Annotated in this window: 9 protein-coding genes; 6 read left to right on the forward strand and 3 right to left on the reverse strand. The window is 59.2% G+C overall.

Annotated elements, in window-relative coordinates; genetic code table 11:
- The first annotated feature begins 129 nt into the window (after positions 1 to 129).
- Positions 130 to 1,017: an N-formylglutamate amidohydrolase gene (locus MRBLMR1_RS02205; protein ID WP_148143441.1), complete on the forward strand. Its 888-nt coding sequence runs from the start codon at positions 130 to 132 to the stop codon at positions 1,015 to 1,017.
- A gap of 339 nt (positions 1,018 to 1,356) precedes the next feature.
- Positions 1,357 to 2,133, forward strand: a complete 777-nt coding sequence (hisN, locus tag MRBLMR1_RS02210; RefSeq protein ID WP_148143443.1) for a histidinol-phosphatase — start codon at positions 1,357 to 1,359, stop codon at positions 2,131 to 2,133.
- 9 nt (positions 2,134 to 2,142) lie between these two features.
- On the opposite strand, the gene MRBLMR1_RS02215 is transcribed toward hisN, so the two are convergent.
- Entirely contained in the window at positions 2,143 to 3,129 is a 987-nt protein-coding gene (locus tag MRBLMR1_RS02215) for an alpha/beta fold hydrolase (protein WP_148143445.1), read from the reverse strand.
- 137 nt (positions 3,130 to 3,266) lie between these two features.
- Here MRBLMR1_RS02215 and aztD point away from each other — a divergent pair, with 137 nt between their 5' ends.
- Entirely contained in the window at positions 3,267 to 4,502 is a 1,236-nt protein-coding gene (aztD, locus tag MRBLMR1_RS02220) for a zinc metallochaperone AztD (RefSeq protein WP_148143447.1), read from the forward strand.
- Between the two features lie 399 nt (positions 4,503 to 4,901).
- A complete protein-coding gene (locus MRBLMR1_RS02225; RefSeq protein WP_148143449.1) occupies positions 4,902 to 5,384 on the forward strand; it encodes an Hsp20 family protein in 483 nt (160 codons plus the stop codon).
- An 88-nt stretch (positions 5,385 to 5,472) separates the two neighbouring features.
- Here the strand turns inward: MRBLMR1_RS02225 and MRBLMR1_RS02230 are convergent, their stop codons facing one another.
- Entirely contained in the window at positions 5,473 to 6,471 is a 999-nt protein-coding gene (locus tag MRBLMR1_RS02230; protein ID WP_148143452.1) for a bile acid:sodium symporter family protein, read from the reverse strand.
- 103 nt (positions 6,472 to 6,574) lie between these two features.
- Here MRBLMR1_RS02230 and MRBLMR1_RS02235 point away from each other — a divergent pair, with 103 nt between their 5' ends.
- Positions 6,575 to 7,429, forward strand: a complete 855-nt coding sequence (locus tag MRBLMR1_RS02235) for a LysR family transcriptional regulator (protein WP_148143454.1) — start codon at positions 6,575 to 6,577, stop codon at positions 7,427 to 7,429.
- 15 nt (positions 7,430 to 7,444) lie between these two features.
- Here MRBLMR1_RS02235 and MRBLMR1_RS02240 read toward each other — a convergent pair whose 3' ends face one another.
- A complete protein-coding gene (locus tag MRBLMR1_RS02240; protein ID WP_148143456.1) occupies positions 7,445 to 8,497 on the reverse strand; it encodes a threonine aldolase family protein in 1,053 nt (350 codons plus the stop codon).
- Between the two features lie 509 nt (positions 8,498 to 9,006).
- On the opposite strand from MRBLMR1_RS02240, the gene gltB reads away from it, so the two are divergent.
- Entirely contained in the window at positions 9,007 to 13,689 is a 4,683-nt protein-coding gene (gltB, locus tag MRBLMR1_RS02245; RefSeq protein WP_500064029.1) for a glutamate synthase large subunit, read from the forward strand.
- Positions 13,690 to 13,693 lie beyond the last annotated feature (4 nt).

The following is a 13,693-nucleotide window of genomic DNA, read 5'->3' on the forward strand; positions in this document are numbered from 1 at the left end:
CCGGCTTACGGTAAATTTCCGTTTAACCGACGCGGAACGGCGTTTGGTGGGCTATACATAGTATGGACTTGGCGTCGGGCAACTGGCAACATGCCACATCAGACTTGTTCGTGACATGGTAAAGGCAGGATGGATCAGTCGACGGGAGATTTTCAGGAATTCGAAGTCAGAGAACCCGCGTCGCAGACCATTCCATTCGTCTTCAATTCACCGCATAGCGGCAACCATTTTCCTGTGGATTTCCTCGCGAGCAGCCATCTGGACTCGCTTTCGATCCGGCGTTCTGCCGATCATTACGTCGATGAGCTTTTTGCCGATGCCCCTGAACTGGGAGCCCCGCTTCTCGTTGCACACTTTCCGCGTGCATATCTCGATGTCAACCGCGAACCGTACGAATTGGACCCGCGCATGTTCGACGGGCCGCTGCCGCCCTATGTGAATATAGGGTCGATGAGGGTTGCAGGTGGTCTCGGGACGATTCCGCGGATTGTGGCGGAGAACATGGAAATCTACCGCAAGCGGCTTTCCGTCGATGAGGGATTGTCCCGTATCGAGACGATTTATAAACCTTACCACGCCTGCCTGCGAAAACTGATCGCGCGCACCCATGCTCGGTTCGGCATCGGCATCCTGATCGACTGCCATTCGATGCCGGGCAATGTCCGTCTCTCCGGTTCGGATGTGCGGCCGGATTTCATTATTGGTGATCGTTACGGAACGAGTGCGTCGGCCGAGCTTTCGCGCGCAGCGCTGCAGTTCTTCGATGACATGGGTTTTTCCGCCGTGCGCAACAAGCCATATGCGGGCGGGTTCATTACCGAGCATTACGGTCGGCCGGTTCGCGGGCTGCATGCGCTGCAGATCGAGATCAATCGTGGCCTTTATGTCGATGAGGTGACGCTGGAGAAGAAGGCGGAGTTCCCGCTTGTTGCTGCAGCGCTTTCCACCTTCATGCGGCAGATGGCGGAGCTCGTCGGTGATTTCGCCGATGATGCAGGCGCTCTCGCGGCGGAATAGCCGCGTTCTCAAGATTCCAGCTTGTATTCCTGAATTTGCCGGGCCTTGCGCGCGTCGGCTGACGTGCGGGCAAAAAAAACCGCGCTCATCGCGCGGCTAAGTCTAGGGAGGAAACACCCAAGGAGGGTATTTACAGTCAAAGACTGTGATTAGGAAAATACGGCCAGTTATGCACAATTGTCAAGCATGTTTTTCGAATGACTAAATTTGCGTCATTTTTGGGCTTTCTGATTAAGGGGTCGGCATCGAAAGCGGTTTTCTTTGGCAGAAGGACGCCTTAAGAAGGATTTGACCTGCCTACGCTCAACGTTTTCACGCCACAAACCCAAGGATTTGCCGATGTTGCCTGACCGCGATTTCTTCGATGCGCTTGCCGATGCCGCCAAGGGTGAGACGCTGCCGCGGTTTCGCACCGGAATTTCCGTCGTCAACAAACTGGCCGGCGGTTTCGATCCGGTAACAGAAGGTGACCGCGCAGCTGAAACGGCTATCCGTGCGCTGATTGAAGAGCGTTTTCCCGAACATGGCATACTTGGCGAGGAGCATGAAAGCATCGGGCTCGATCGCGAGCATGTCTGGGTGATCGATCCGATCGACGGAACGCGGGCGTTCATTTCCGGCCTGCCTGTCTGGGGCACGCTGATCGGTTTCCGCTCCAATGGACGCGCGACGATGGGGATGATGGACCAGCCGTTCATCGGCGAGCGTTATTTCGCCGATGGCAATCGTTCGTGGTATTCGGGGCCGGACGGCGAGCGGCAGATTTCGGTGCGTGACTGCGGATCGCTTTCCGATGCCATCCTGTTCACGACCTCGCCGCATATCTTTCAGGGGGATGATCTGAAGCGCTATCGGGCCGTCGAGGAGAAGGTGCGGCTGTTTCGGTATGGCTGCGATTGTTATGCCTATGCGCTGCTTGCGGCGGGGCATGTCGATCTCGTCGTCGAAAATAGCCTGCAGCCGTATGATGTCGGGGCGCTGATCCCGATCATCGAACAGGCCGGCGGTATCATCACGACCTGGGACGGTGGCCGACCGGAGAATGGCGGCAATATCATCGCAGCCGGCTCGAAGGCCGTTTACGAGCAGGCTATGGCGTTGCTCGACGGGCGGTGATCAAGATCGTCAGGCGGCGGTTTCTGCCATTTCCAGCCCGCCATCGAGGCCGGGCATGAAGGTCTCGATCGCATCCATGGCCTGGGCGCGATAGATATCCTTCTCCTGAAACAGTTCGTGCCGGCCACCGGTGACGGGGATGAGCTGTCCGGCACGAAAATTCCGCGACAGATTTTCCTGCAGGCGGTAGGGCACGACGCCGTCGAGCACGGGTGCGAGGATCAATGTCGGGATGGTGATTTCCATCAGGTGCGACTGCAGTGATACGCGGGAGGCTGCTTTCAGCGTTTCGTGCACCCAGCGCGCCGTGGGAGCGCCGACAGTCAGGTCTTCGAAACTGCGATAAAGTTCGAGATTACGTTCGAAACGCTTCCGGTCTCCCGTCAGGCCATTGCCCTCGAAGGGGATCAGTCGTCGGTCGCCGCCGAGCTGTACGCCACCGAAACCGGTCCAGGACATCAGTCGCGCCAGAGGGCGGGCGAATTTTTCCGATGCGGGCTGACCATGGAAGCCGACATAGGGGGATGCGAGCGCCATCCTGCTGATACGGTTCGACAGGCGCGGTGCGACTGAGAGGGCAATCAGCGCGCCGGTGGAATGGGCTACAAGGAAGAAGGGCAGGCGGGCATCCGGCAGAACGACCTGTTCCAGAAAGATCTCGAGATCCTTCTCGTAATCGGAAAAGCGCCGGACATGCCCTTTCCTGGCATCTTTCTTCAGCCGGTCGGATCCGCCTTGCCCGCGCAGGTCATATGTTGCGACCCACAGGCCCATCGCGTTCAGATGGCGGATGGTCTCGAAATATTTCTCGATGAACTCGTTGCGACCCTGCAGCAAAACGATGGTGCCGCGTGCCGGCACGATATCCGATCGGAACAGGCCGTAGCGGATTTTCACGCCGCGATGGCCGGCAAAATAGCCCGCGGAGTAATTGTCCGGCGCAGGGTTTTCCGGCGTGGGGCGAAGGATGTCGTGGCTGATCTGGTTCTCGCTCATGAATTCAGCGTTAGGCGAGTGCGGCTGCAGGTCAAGCAAAATCGCGTCTTCCAGAATTATGCGTGGAGCGTGGGTGGACATGGGTGGCGTAACTGTATAACGCATCGTATGTAATGTTATTACATATAGGAGAGGTTATGTCCCATTTGTTGCGTGTTGCCGGATTTACGGCGACTCTTCTCGCCTCAAGCGCGGTGTTTGGATCCGTTGCATTTGCAGAGGAAAAGGATGCGGAGACGTGGCGGTTGTTCGTTGCCGATCACACTCTGCCAGTGGTGCGCGCCATCGATCTTTCGTCCGGCAAGGAGATCGGCAAGTTCGATCTGGAAGGATATGCAGCGCTTTCAGTGAGTGACAGCGGGCGGACGGTTTTCGCCGTTCAGGGTGCCGAGAATATCGTTCATGCCATCTCAACCGGAATTGCGCTGTCGGATCATGGCGAGCATCGCGATATCGAAATCAACGAACCGAACCTGATCCCGACGGCGATCAAGGGGCAGAAGCCCGGCCATGTCGTCACCCATGGTGATCAGGTCGCCGTCTTCTACGATCGGGAAGCGAAGTTCGATCTCGTCAGCGAGGAGGCGCTTGCGGATGGTGGCGCGGTGTTGAAACCGTTCGACACGATCGCAGCCCATCATGGTGTCGCCGTTCCTGTCGGCAATCATTTCCTCGTTTCGGTGCCGAATACCGAGGTGGCGGTGAAAGAGGGCGAATTGCCGCCGCGTCTCGGCCTGCGTGTCGTCGATGCCGATGGCAAGCAGGTGGGCGAGGTCGCGACCTGCACCGGCCTGCATGGCGAGGCAAGCTCTGCGCGGCTTGTCGCCTTCGGTTGCGAAGAAGGCGTTCTCGTTGCGCGGCCGGGCGGCATGGATGGGCCGAAGCTTGAGATGCTCGGCTATGGCAAGGACCTGCCGAAGGGAAAGGTGTCGACGCTACTGGGCGGAAAATCGATGCAGTTCTTTCTCGGCAATTACGGTGAGGACAAGATCGTGCTTGTCGATCCGGACAGCGCTGAGGAGGCTTATCGCCTGATCGAGCTGCCGACGCGACGTGTCGACTTCGCGCTCGATCCTGCCGATCCGCATAGCGCCTATGTGCTGACCGAAGACGGCAAGCTGCATCTCATCGATGTGGTGAAGGGGGAGATCGTCAAGAGCGAGACGGTAACCGAGCCTTATAGCAAGGACGGGCATTGGCGTGATCCGCGTCCGCGGCTGGCTGTTGCTGATGGCCAAATCGCCGTCACCGATCCGCGCAAGAGCCTCGTTCGCGTTGTCGATGGAGACAACCTGAAGGAGGTGCGGACCATCGCCGTGGAAGGTCAGCCCTTCGCCATCGTGGCGGCAGGCGGATCTGGCGCGGTGCACTGAGCCACGCCATGTCCAGTCAGGGTGGGCGCTGGTTCGGCTGGCGCTCATCTGTCCATGACGTGAGAAAAAGAGGGCCGGAACCGGCGACACGGGGATGACAGCGCGGTTCCGGCAAGGCTGACCGAAGCGACGGGACGAATATGCTTCGGTCCAAGGAGGCATGCCGCCTTCCAGAACCTTGCTTCTAGCAATATGGGGCTGAACCTCAGCAAAACCTGCTGTTCATGCGGTGTTCATTGGCAAAACGGCTGTGACGTATCGGGGTCTTGAAGGGCGTGGCTGCAATTCCCATCTTCACTCTGCAGGCGCCGAAAGGGTCTGCTCAACGGGGTCCTCATCGCCATTACGGGATGTTGACGCCCAAGTGAAAACCGCAACGTCGCTTCAATGGAGGACATTATGCGTCACGTCGATTTTTCCCCGCTTTACCGTTCCACCGTCGGTTTCGACCGGCTTTTCAATCTTCTCGACAATCGCAACTTTGGCGATCAGGGGCAGAGCTATCCGCCCTATAATATCGAGCGGACCGGTGAAAATACCTATCGCATCACCATGGCTGTCGCCGGTTTCGACGAAAAGGAACTTTCGATCGAATTCCAGGCTCATGCACTCACCGTGAAGGGTGAAAAGGCTGAAGAAGATGGCGCCGATCAGAACGAGTTTCTCTATCGCGGTATCGCCAAGCGCGCCTTCGAGCGACGCTTCCAGCTTGCCGATCACGTCGAAGTCGAAACCGCTTCACTGAAGAACGGATTGCTTCATATCGACCTCGTCCGGAATATTCCGGAAGCGATGAAGCCCCGCCGTATCTCGATTGCAGCTGAAGCCGGCGACACGACCAAAACGATCGAAGCCCAGGTCGCTCCGCAGCAGGTGAACTAACGCTTTCGTCTCTGATCCTCCCATCAAGGACCGCAAGCCGCCGCCCCTTCCTTTCGCGAGGAGGGGGCGTTTTTGTATCCGGGCCTGGTTAAGCCGCTGCCGGTTCCGCCTTCAGTTCCTTTGCTTTCAGGCGGTCCGCATATTTCTGCGCCAGCACTGCACAGGTCATCAGCTGGATCTGGTGGAAGAGCATGATCGGCAGAACGATCGCGCCGATCGATGCGGAATTGCCGGAAAAGATTGCATTTGCCATCGGCACGCCTGATGCCAGCGACTTCTTCGAACCGCAGAAGGTGATGGTGATCTCGTCTTCCTTGCTGAAGCCGAGCAGTCTGCTGCCGAACATGGTGATGCAGAGTACGGCGGCCAGCAGGACGATATCGAGGCCAATGACGACGGCGATATCGGTGAGCGAGAAGGTTTTCCAGATGCCTTCCATAACGGCCGTCGAGAAGGCGAGATAGACCACCATCAGGATCGAGCCGCGATCAAACGGCATCAGCAACTTCTTCTTCGAGCGGATCCAGTTGCCGATCCAGGGCTGCAGGAGCTGGCCGAGGACGAAGGGGGCGAGTAGCTGCAGCGCGATCTTTTCCAGAGCATCAAGCGAAACCCCGCCGCCGCCCGTCGTCGACAGAAGCAATGCGATGAGGGCAGGGGTCAGGAACATGCCGAGAATGTTGGAGCCAGATGCTGCGACGATGGCGGCCGGAACGTTGCCTCCGGCCATTGAGGTGAAGGCGATCGATGACTGCACGGTAGACGGCAAAACGCAAAGGAACAGCATGCCGAGATAAAGCGGTGCCGGCAGTATGCTTTCGGGAATGAAACCTAGGGCAAGCCCGAGAAGCGGGAAGATCGCGAATGTGGTGAGCACGATCGTCAGGTGCAGGCGCCAGTGCAGTACGCCGGCGACAACCGTGTCGCGGGCAAGGCGTGCGCCATGCAGGAAGAAGAGAAGGCCGATGGCGATATCCGTCGCAATGGCGAACCAGTCTGCCCAAGTGCCGTAAATGGGAAAGAATGACGCAAGGATCACGGTTCCCAGCAGCATCATCGTATATAGATCGGGCAGAAAGCGCTTCATCACATGCTCCGCGGGCCTTGGCCCTCAAGGGTGGGTAGATTGCGGTTTCTATTATCGTAAAGTAGAATGCAAACACTAACAGTTATCATGAAGCGCGATAGCAATGCTGAACCTTCATCATCTCGACAGTTTTCTCATGCTGCAGCAGACGGGCAGTTTTACCGAGGCTGCGGCTAGGCTCGGTGTCGGGCAGTCGACCGTAACGCAGCATATTCAGCGGCTGGAAAAATCGCTGGGACGCCAGTTGGTGTTTCGCGACACACATCAGGTGAGGCTGACGGCGGATGGCGAGGCGCTTGTCGGTTATGCGCGGGGGATGCTGGATCTCAATGGTCAGGTCCTGTCGCTTTTCGGTGAAAGCCGGCTGCGCGGGCGGCTGAGGCTCGGTGTGTCCGAGGATGTGGTCGCCAACCGGTTGACGGGGATATTGGAGGATTTCATTCGCCTCCATCCGCTGGTCGATCTGGAGCTGACTGTTGCGCTGTCGGCGGTGCTCAACCAGATGCAGGATGCCGGCGATCTGGATCTGGTGCTCGCCAAGCGGCATGTCGGCGAAACGCATGGCAAGCTTCTGTACCGCGAGCCGTTGGTCTGGCTTGCGCGTGATCCGCACTTCGCTCCGGCCAGGGATGCGGTTCTGCCGCTGATCGCATTTCCGCCGCCGTCGATTACCCGGCGGGTGGTGCAGGAGGCGCTGGATCGGGAGAAGCTTGCGTGGCGCGTCGTCTGTACCTGCGGCAGCCTGAGCGGGCTGACCGCTGCGGCGCGCGCCGGCATGGGCGTGATGGTGCAGCCGCGCAGCATGGTGCCTGAGGGCCTGCGTGAGATTGCCGGTGACCGCCTGCCGCGGCTTGAAGACGTGGAGTTCGTGCTGATCCCGCGGCGTGGCGCCGATGCGGTGATGGTTGAGGCCCTGTCGAGCCTGATTGCGGCACGCATCGTGCCGCAATCGATTTAAGCGTCGAATCCGATCTTACGCAGAAGCGCAGATAGACAAGAACTGGTCGACATCCTCTTCGGTCGTAGCAAAAGAGGTGACCATGCGGATGAGAGCTTCATCCTTGCCGACTTTTTCCGGCATGTCGCGCGGTTCCAGCCAGTCGTAGAATTTCGCGCCCTGTTCGGCTGCAGCCTTGGCTGAGGCTTTGGGCAGGACGGCGAAGACTTCATTTGCTTCGGTCGGCCATGCTAGGCGTGCGCTGTTGAGCGAGCCAAAGCCTGTGCGCAGGCGATCAGCCATCGTATTGGCATGCTTGGCAAGGCCTAGCCACAGATCATCCTGGAGATACGCTTCGAACTGTGCGGCGATGAAGCGTGACTTAGAGAAAAGCTGGGCGGTGCGCTTGCGCAGGAAGGCGAAGTCCTTTGCAAGCTGCGGGTCGAAGAAAACGATGGCTTCGGCGCACCAGCAGCCATTCTTCGTGCCGCCGAAGGAGAGAACGTCTACGCCGCGCTTCCAGGTCATTTCCGCCGGCGTGCAGCCGAGTGAAACCAGAGCATTGGCAAAGCGCGCGCCGTCCATGTGAAGCGGCAGGCCATTTTGCTTGGCGATCTTCGAGATCGTGTCGATTTCGTCGAGCGTATAGATGGTGCCGACTTCCGTTGCCTGGGTCATGGTGACGGCGGCAGCGCGGCCATGGTGGACGGCGTCCTGAGGGTAACGCGCAATCCGCTCCAGAAGGTTTTCCGGAAGCATCTTGCCGGCCGGGCCCTCGACACCAACCATGCGCATGCCGGAGAAGAAGTCCGGGGCGCCGCATTCGTCTTCGATCACATGCGCTTCGGTGTGGCAGAAGGTCAGGCCGCCGGGGCGGGCGATGCTGGCAAGCGAGAGCGAATTGGCGGCCGTGCCGGTGGCGACAAAAAAGACCGCGACCTCTTTTTCAAAGATCTCGTTGAAGCGCTGCTCAATGGAGCGATCCAGATCGCTCGTTCCATAGGCTGCGGCGAAACGAGTCGATTCCTTCGACAAGCGTTCGTTGATGGCAGGATGGGCTCCTGCCCAATTGTCGGAGGCGAAGAACATAAAATGACACCTTGGGGTGGTTGGGAGGTGCCGGGAGATTAAGACTTTTTCGCATTCGTGCAACGGTAAAGCCTGTCTCCGACGGGTGGACCTATTCGCATGGCAATGAAAGGGTTTATCGGATCGGCTTTGCGCAATTAAATTACTCAAACCCCTTTGTTTTGCGTAATGGACTGTCGCGTCGCGTGCAGATTTTTGCAGACACGCCCTTGTGAGAAAGTTAAAATCATGCGATATCAGATTGAGAATTAGGTCAGCTTTTCTGTCCTAATTTATCCGGCAATCAGCTTTGAACTCGTGTCGAGCCGCCGAATTTGACGCCGATCTGGTTTGAGCTTCGAGCCTTTATAGGTTCTTGGCCCGATGCTGGAGCGGCGCCGTTGCGTGACTGGTGATGGCTCTGTCATCTCCAGGATTTGATGGGGTGCCACCTTGCTCGCTGAAGATAGCGGCCAACAGGAGGAATGACGATGACGAAGAAGGTTCTAGATCAGCACTGTCCCACCGACATGGCCTCGGCGAAAGCCGGGCAGGGCGTGCCTTTCGTCGCGTCAGGCATTCCTGCCGCCCAAGGCCTTTATGATCCGCGCAACGAGCATGATGCCTGCGGCGTCGGCTTCATTGCCAATATGAAGGGCCAGAAGTCTCACCAGATCGTCAAGGACGGCCTGTTCATCCTGGAAAACCTGACGCATCGCGGTGCTGTCGGTGCCGACCCTCTGATGGGTGACGGCGCGGGTATTCTTGTGCAGATCCCTGATCGTTTCTTCCGTGAAGAAATGGCAAAGCAGGGCATAACGCTGCCGAAGGCCGGTGAATATGCCGTTGGTCATTTCTTCCTGCCGCGCGACGCCGAGCAGATCGAGCATTTCAAGAAGGTCATCATCGATGTGATCGCCGAAGAGGGGCAGCAGTTCCTCGGCTTCCGCGATGTGCCGGTCGATAATTCCTCGCTCTCCAAGGCGCCGGATATTGCCGCCACCGAGCCCTATCATCTGCAGGTCTTTATCGGTGCGGGGCGCGATACCGCGACCAATGCCGAATTCGAGCGCCAGCTTTTCCTCGTCCGCAAGGTGATTTCCAACCGCATCTACGACCAGTTCGGTGGTCAGGAGACCGGCTTCTACCCGGTTTCGCTGTCGTCCTCGACGATCGTCTACAAGGGCATGTTCCTCGCCTATCAGGTCGGTGCCTATTACAAGGACTTGGCCGATCCGCGTTTCGAGACGGCCGTGGCACTTGTTCACCAGCGGTTCTCGACCAACACCTTCCCGTCCTGGAAGCTGGCGCACCCGTACCGCATGGTCGCGCATAACGGCGAAATCAACACGCTGCGCTCCAACGTCAACTGGATGGCGGCGCGCCAGGCTTCCGTGTCTTCGCCGCTCTTCGGTGACGATATCTCCAAGCTTTGGCCGATTTCCTATGAAGGCCAGTCGGATACGGCCTGCTTCGACAACGCGCTCGAATTCCTGCTTCGCGGCGGTTATTCGCTGGCGCATGCGATGATGATGCTGATCCCGGAAGCATGGGCCGGCAACCAGTCCATGTCGAAGGAACGCAAGGCGTTCTACGAATATCACGCTGCCCTGATGGAGCCGTGGGACGGCCCGGCTGCTGTCTGCTTTACCGACGGCAAGCAGATTGGCGCGACGCTTGACCGTAACGGTCTGCGTCCGGCCCGTTATCTCGTCACCGATGACGACCGCGTCATTCTCGCGTCGGAAGCCGGCACGTTGCCGGTGCCGGAAGAAAAGATCATCAAGAAGTGGCGCCTCCAGCCGGGCAAGATGCTGCTGATCGACATGGAGAAGGGCCAGATCATCTCCGACGAGGAGCTGAAGACGACGCTTGCGACCAAGCACCCATACGAGAAGTGGCTCGATCGCACCCAGCTTATCCTTGAAGACCTGAAGCCGGTGGAGCCGCGCGCGCTGCGCCGTGACGTGTCCCTGCTCGATCGCCAGCAGGCCTTCGGTTACACGACCGAGGACACGAAGATCCTGATGTCGCCGATGGCGACGACCGGTCAGGAAGCCGTCGGTTCGATGGGCACCGATACGCCGATCTCGGCGATGTCGGACAAGTCGAAGCTGCTCTATACCTATTTCAAGCAGAACTTCGCGCAGGTGACGAACCCGCCGATCGATCCGATCCGCGAAGAACTCGTCATGAGCCTCGTGTCCTTCATCGGTCCGCGCCCGAACATTCTCGACCATGAAGGCATGGCGAATGCCAAGCGTCTGGAAGTGCGCCAGCCGATCCTGACCAATGGCGATCTGGAAAAAATCCGCTCGATCGGTCACACGGAAGATCGCTTCGACACCAAGACGCTCGATTTCACCTATGACATCGAGCGCGGCGCCGAAGGCATGCCGGAAATGCTCGATCGTCTCTGCGAACGCGCAGAGGCTGCGGTCAAGGGCGGCTACAACATCATCGTGCTGTCCGACCGCCAGATTGGCCCTGACCGTATCGCGATCCCGGCGCTTCTGGCGACGGCTGCCGTGCATCACCACCTGATCCGCAAGGGGCTTCGCACCTCGGTCGGTCTCGTCGTTGAATCCGGCGAGCCGCGCGAGATCCATCACTTCTGTCTTCTGGCCGGTTACGGTGCGGAAGCGATCAACCCCTATCTGGCGTTCGACACGCTGACCGACATGCATATGCGCGGCGAATTCCCCAAGGAAGTCGACGCCGGCGAGATGGTCTATCGCTATATCAAGGCGGTCGGTAAGGGCATCCTCAAGGTCATGTCCAAGATGGGCATTTCCACCTACCAGTCTTATTGCGGCGGTCAGATCTTTGACGCCGTCGGCCTGAACTCGGAACTGGTCAACCAGTATTTCTTCGGAACCGCGACGTCGATCGAAGGCATCGGCCTCACCGAAATCGCCGAGGAAACCGTCAGCCGCCATGCATCGGCCTTTGGCAAGGACCCGGTTCTGGCCTCGTCGCTCGATATCGGCGGCGAATATGCCTACCGCATGCGCGGCGAAAGCCATGCCTGGACGCCGGATGTGGTGGCGACCCTGCAGCACGCCGTGCGCGGCAACAGCCAGGATCGCTACCGCGAGTTCGCCCAGATGGTGAACGAGAGCTCGGTTCGGATGAACACGATCCGCGGCCTGTTCAAGATCAAGTCGGCGGAAGCGCTTGGCCGCAAGCCTGTGTCGCTCGATGAGGTCGAACCGGCTGTCGATATCGTCAAGCGGTTCTCGACCGGCGCGATGTCCTTCGGCTCGATTTCCCGCGAAGCGCATACGACGCTTGCGATCGCCATGAACCGGATCGGCGGCAAGTCGAATACCGGTGAGGGCGGTGAGGAGAGCGACCGTTACCTGCCGCTGCCGGACGGTTCGATGAACCCCGAGCGTTCGGCGATCAAGCAGATCGCATCGGGCCGCTTCGGTGTTACGACCGAATATCTGGTCAATGCCGACATGCTACAGATCAAGGTGGCGCAGGGCGCGAAGCCCGGCGAAGGTGGTCAGTTGCCCGGCCATAAGGTCGATGCAACTGTCGCCAAAACGCGTCACTCGACGCCGGGTGTCGGCCTCATCTCGCCGCCGCCGCACCATGACATCTATTCGATCGAAGATCTGGCGCAGCTGATCTACGACCTGAAGAACGTCAACCCGACGTCCGACATTTCGGTCAAGCTGGTGTCCGAAGTCGGTGTCGGCACGGTTGCTGCCGGTGTCGCCAAGGCGCGCGCCGACCATATCACGGTTGCCGGTTTCGACGGCGGCACGGGTGCTTCGCCGCTGACCTCGCTGAAGCATGCCGGTAGCCCATGGGAAATCGGCCTTGCCGAAACCCAGCAGACGCTGGTGCTGAACGGCCTTCGTTCGCGCATCGCGCTGCAGGTCGATGGCGGCCTGAAGACCGGCCGTGACGTCATCATCGGTGCGCTTCTCGGTGCCGACGAGTTCGGCTTCGCGACGGCTCCGGTCATCGCTGCCGGCTGCATCATGATGCGCAAGTGCCATCTCAATACCTGCCCGGTTGGCGTTGCCACGCAGGATCCGGTTCTGCGCAAGCGCTTCAAGGGTACGCCGGAGCACGTGATCAACTACTTCTTCTTCGTTGCCGAAGAAGTACGCGAGATCCTGGCATCGCTCGGCTTTACCAAGTTCGACGAGATCATCGGCCTTTCCGACCTGCTCGAGAAGGACGACATGCTGGCGCACTGGAAGTCCCAGGGGCTCGATTTCTCCAAGATCTTCCACAAGGTAGAAGCTCCGAAGAGCGCTACCTACTGGACCGAGCGTCAGAAGCATCCGATCGACGACATTCTCGACCGCAAGATGATCGAGAAGTCGCAGGCAGCCCTTGAAAGCAAGGAGCCGGTTGTCTTCGAAGTGCCGATCAAGAACGTCGACCGTTCTGCCGGCGCGATGCTTTCGGGTGAGCTTGCCAAACGCTGGGGCCAGAAGGGTCTGAAGGACGACACGATCCATGTGACGCTGACCGGTACGGCCGGCCAGTCCTTCGGTGCCTTCCTCGCCCGCGGCATCACGTTCGATCTCGTTGGCGACGGCAACGACTATGTCGGCAAGGGCTTGTCCGGTGGCCGGATCATTGTGCGTCCGCCGGAAAACTCGAAGATCGTTGCCGAAAACTCGATCATCGTCGGCAATACCGTGCTTTACGGCGCGACGACCGGTGAGTGCTATTTCCGCGGTGTTGCCGGTGAGCGTTTCTCGGTGCGCAACTCCGGGGCGATCGCGGTTGTCGAAGGCGTGGGTGACCATGGCTGCGAATACATGACCGGCGGCATTGTCGTCGTTCTCGGCGAAACGGGCCGCAACTTCGCGGCCGGCATGTCGGGCGGCGTCGCTTACGTGCTGGACGAGAAGGGCGATTTCGCCAAGCGCTGCAACATGGCGATGGTCGAGCTTGAGCCGGTTCCGGAAGAGGACGACATGCTGGAAAAGCTGCACCATCACGGCGGCGACATCATGCACAAGGGACGTGTCGACGTTTCCGAAGACATGACGCGCCACGACGAGGAGCGTCTCTACCAGCTGATCTCCAACCACATGCATTACACCGGTTCGACCCGCGCCAAGGATATCCTTGATCGCTGGAGCGAGTTCCGGCCGAAGTTCCGCAAGGTCATGCCGGTCGAATATCGCCGTGCGCTGGTCGAGATGGAACGCATGCGGATGGGCGTGGCTGCGGAGTAAGCCA

It is taken from the genome of Neorhizobium sp. LMR1-1-1.1, from assembly GCF_040675795.1.
In the GTDB taxonomy this organism is placed as follows: Bacteria; Pseudomonadota; Alphaproteobacteria; order Rhizobiales; family Rhizobiaceae; genus Neorhizobium; species Neorhizobium cellulosilyticum.

Bases quoted from the DNA above. Each gene is read 5' to 3' on its own strand.
- MRBLMR1_RS02205 (WP_148143441.1), top strand. From the start codon at position 130: ATGGATCAGTCGACGGGAGATTTTCAGGAATTCGAAGTCAGAGAACCC.
- gltB (WP_500064029.1), top strand. From the start codon at position 9,007: ATGGCCTCGGCGAAAGCCGGGCAGGGCGTGCCTTTCGTCGCGTCAGGC.
- aztD (WP_148143447.1), top strand. From the start codon at position 3,267: ATGTCCCATTTGTTGCGTGTTGCCGGATTTACGGCGACTCTTCTCGCC.
- MRBLMR1_RS02225 (WP_148143449.1), top strand. From the start codon at position 4,902: ATGCGTCACGTCGATTTTTCCCCGCTTTACCGTTCCACCGTCGGTTTC.
- MRBLMR1_RS02240 (WP_148143456.1), bottom strand. From the start codon at position 8,497: ATGTTCTTCGCCTCCGACAATTGGGCAGGAGCCCATCCTGCCATCAAC.
- MRBLMR1_RS02230 (WP_148143452.1), bottom strand. From the start codon at position 6,471: ATGAAGCGCTTTCTGCCCGATCTATATACGATGATGCTGCTGGGAACC.
- MRBLMR1_RS02215 (WP_148143445.1), bottom strand. From the start codon at position 3,129: ATGAGCGAGAACCAGATCAGCCACGACATCCTTCGCCCCACGCCGGAA.
- MRBLMR1_RS02235 (WP_148143454.1), top strand. From the start codon at position 6,575: ATGCTGAACCTTCATCATCTCGACAGTTTTCTCATGCTGCAGCAGACG.
- hisN (WP_148143443.1), top strand. From the start codon at position 1,357: ATGTTGCCTGACCGCGATTTCTTCGATGCGCTTGCCGATGCCGCCAAG.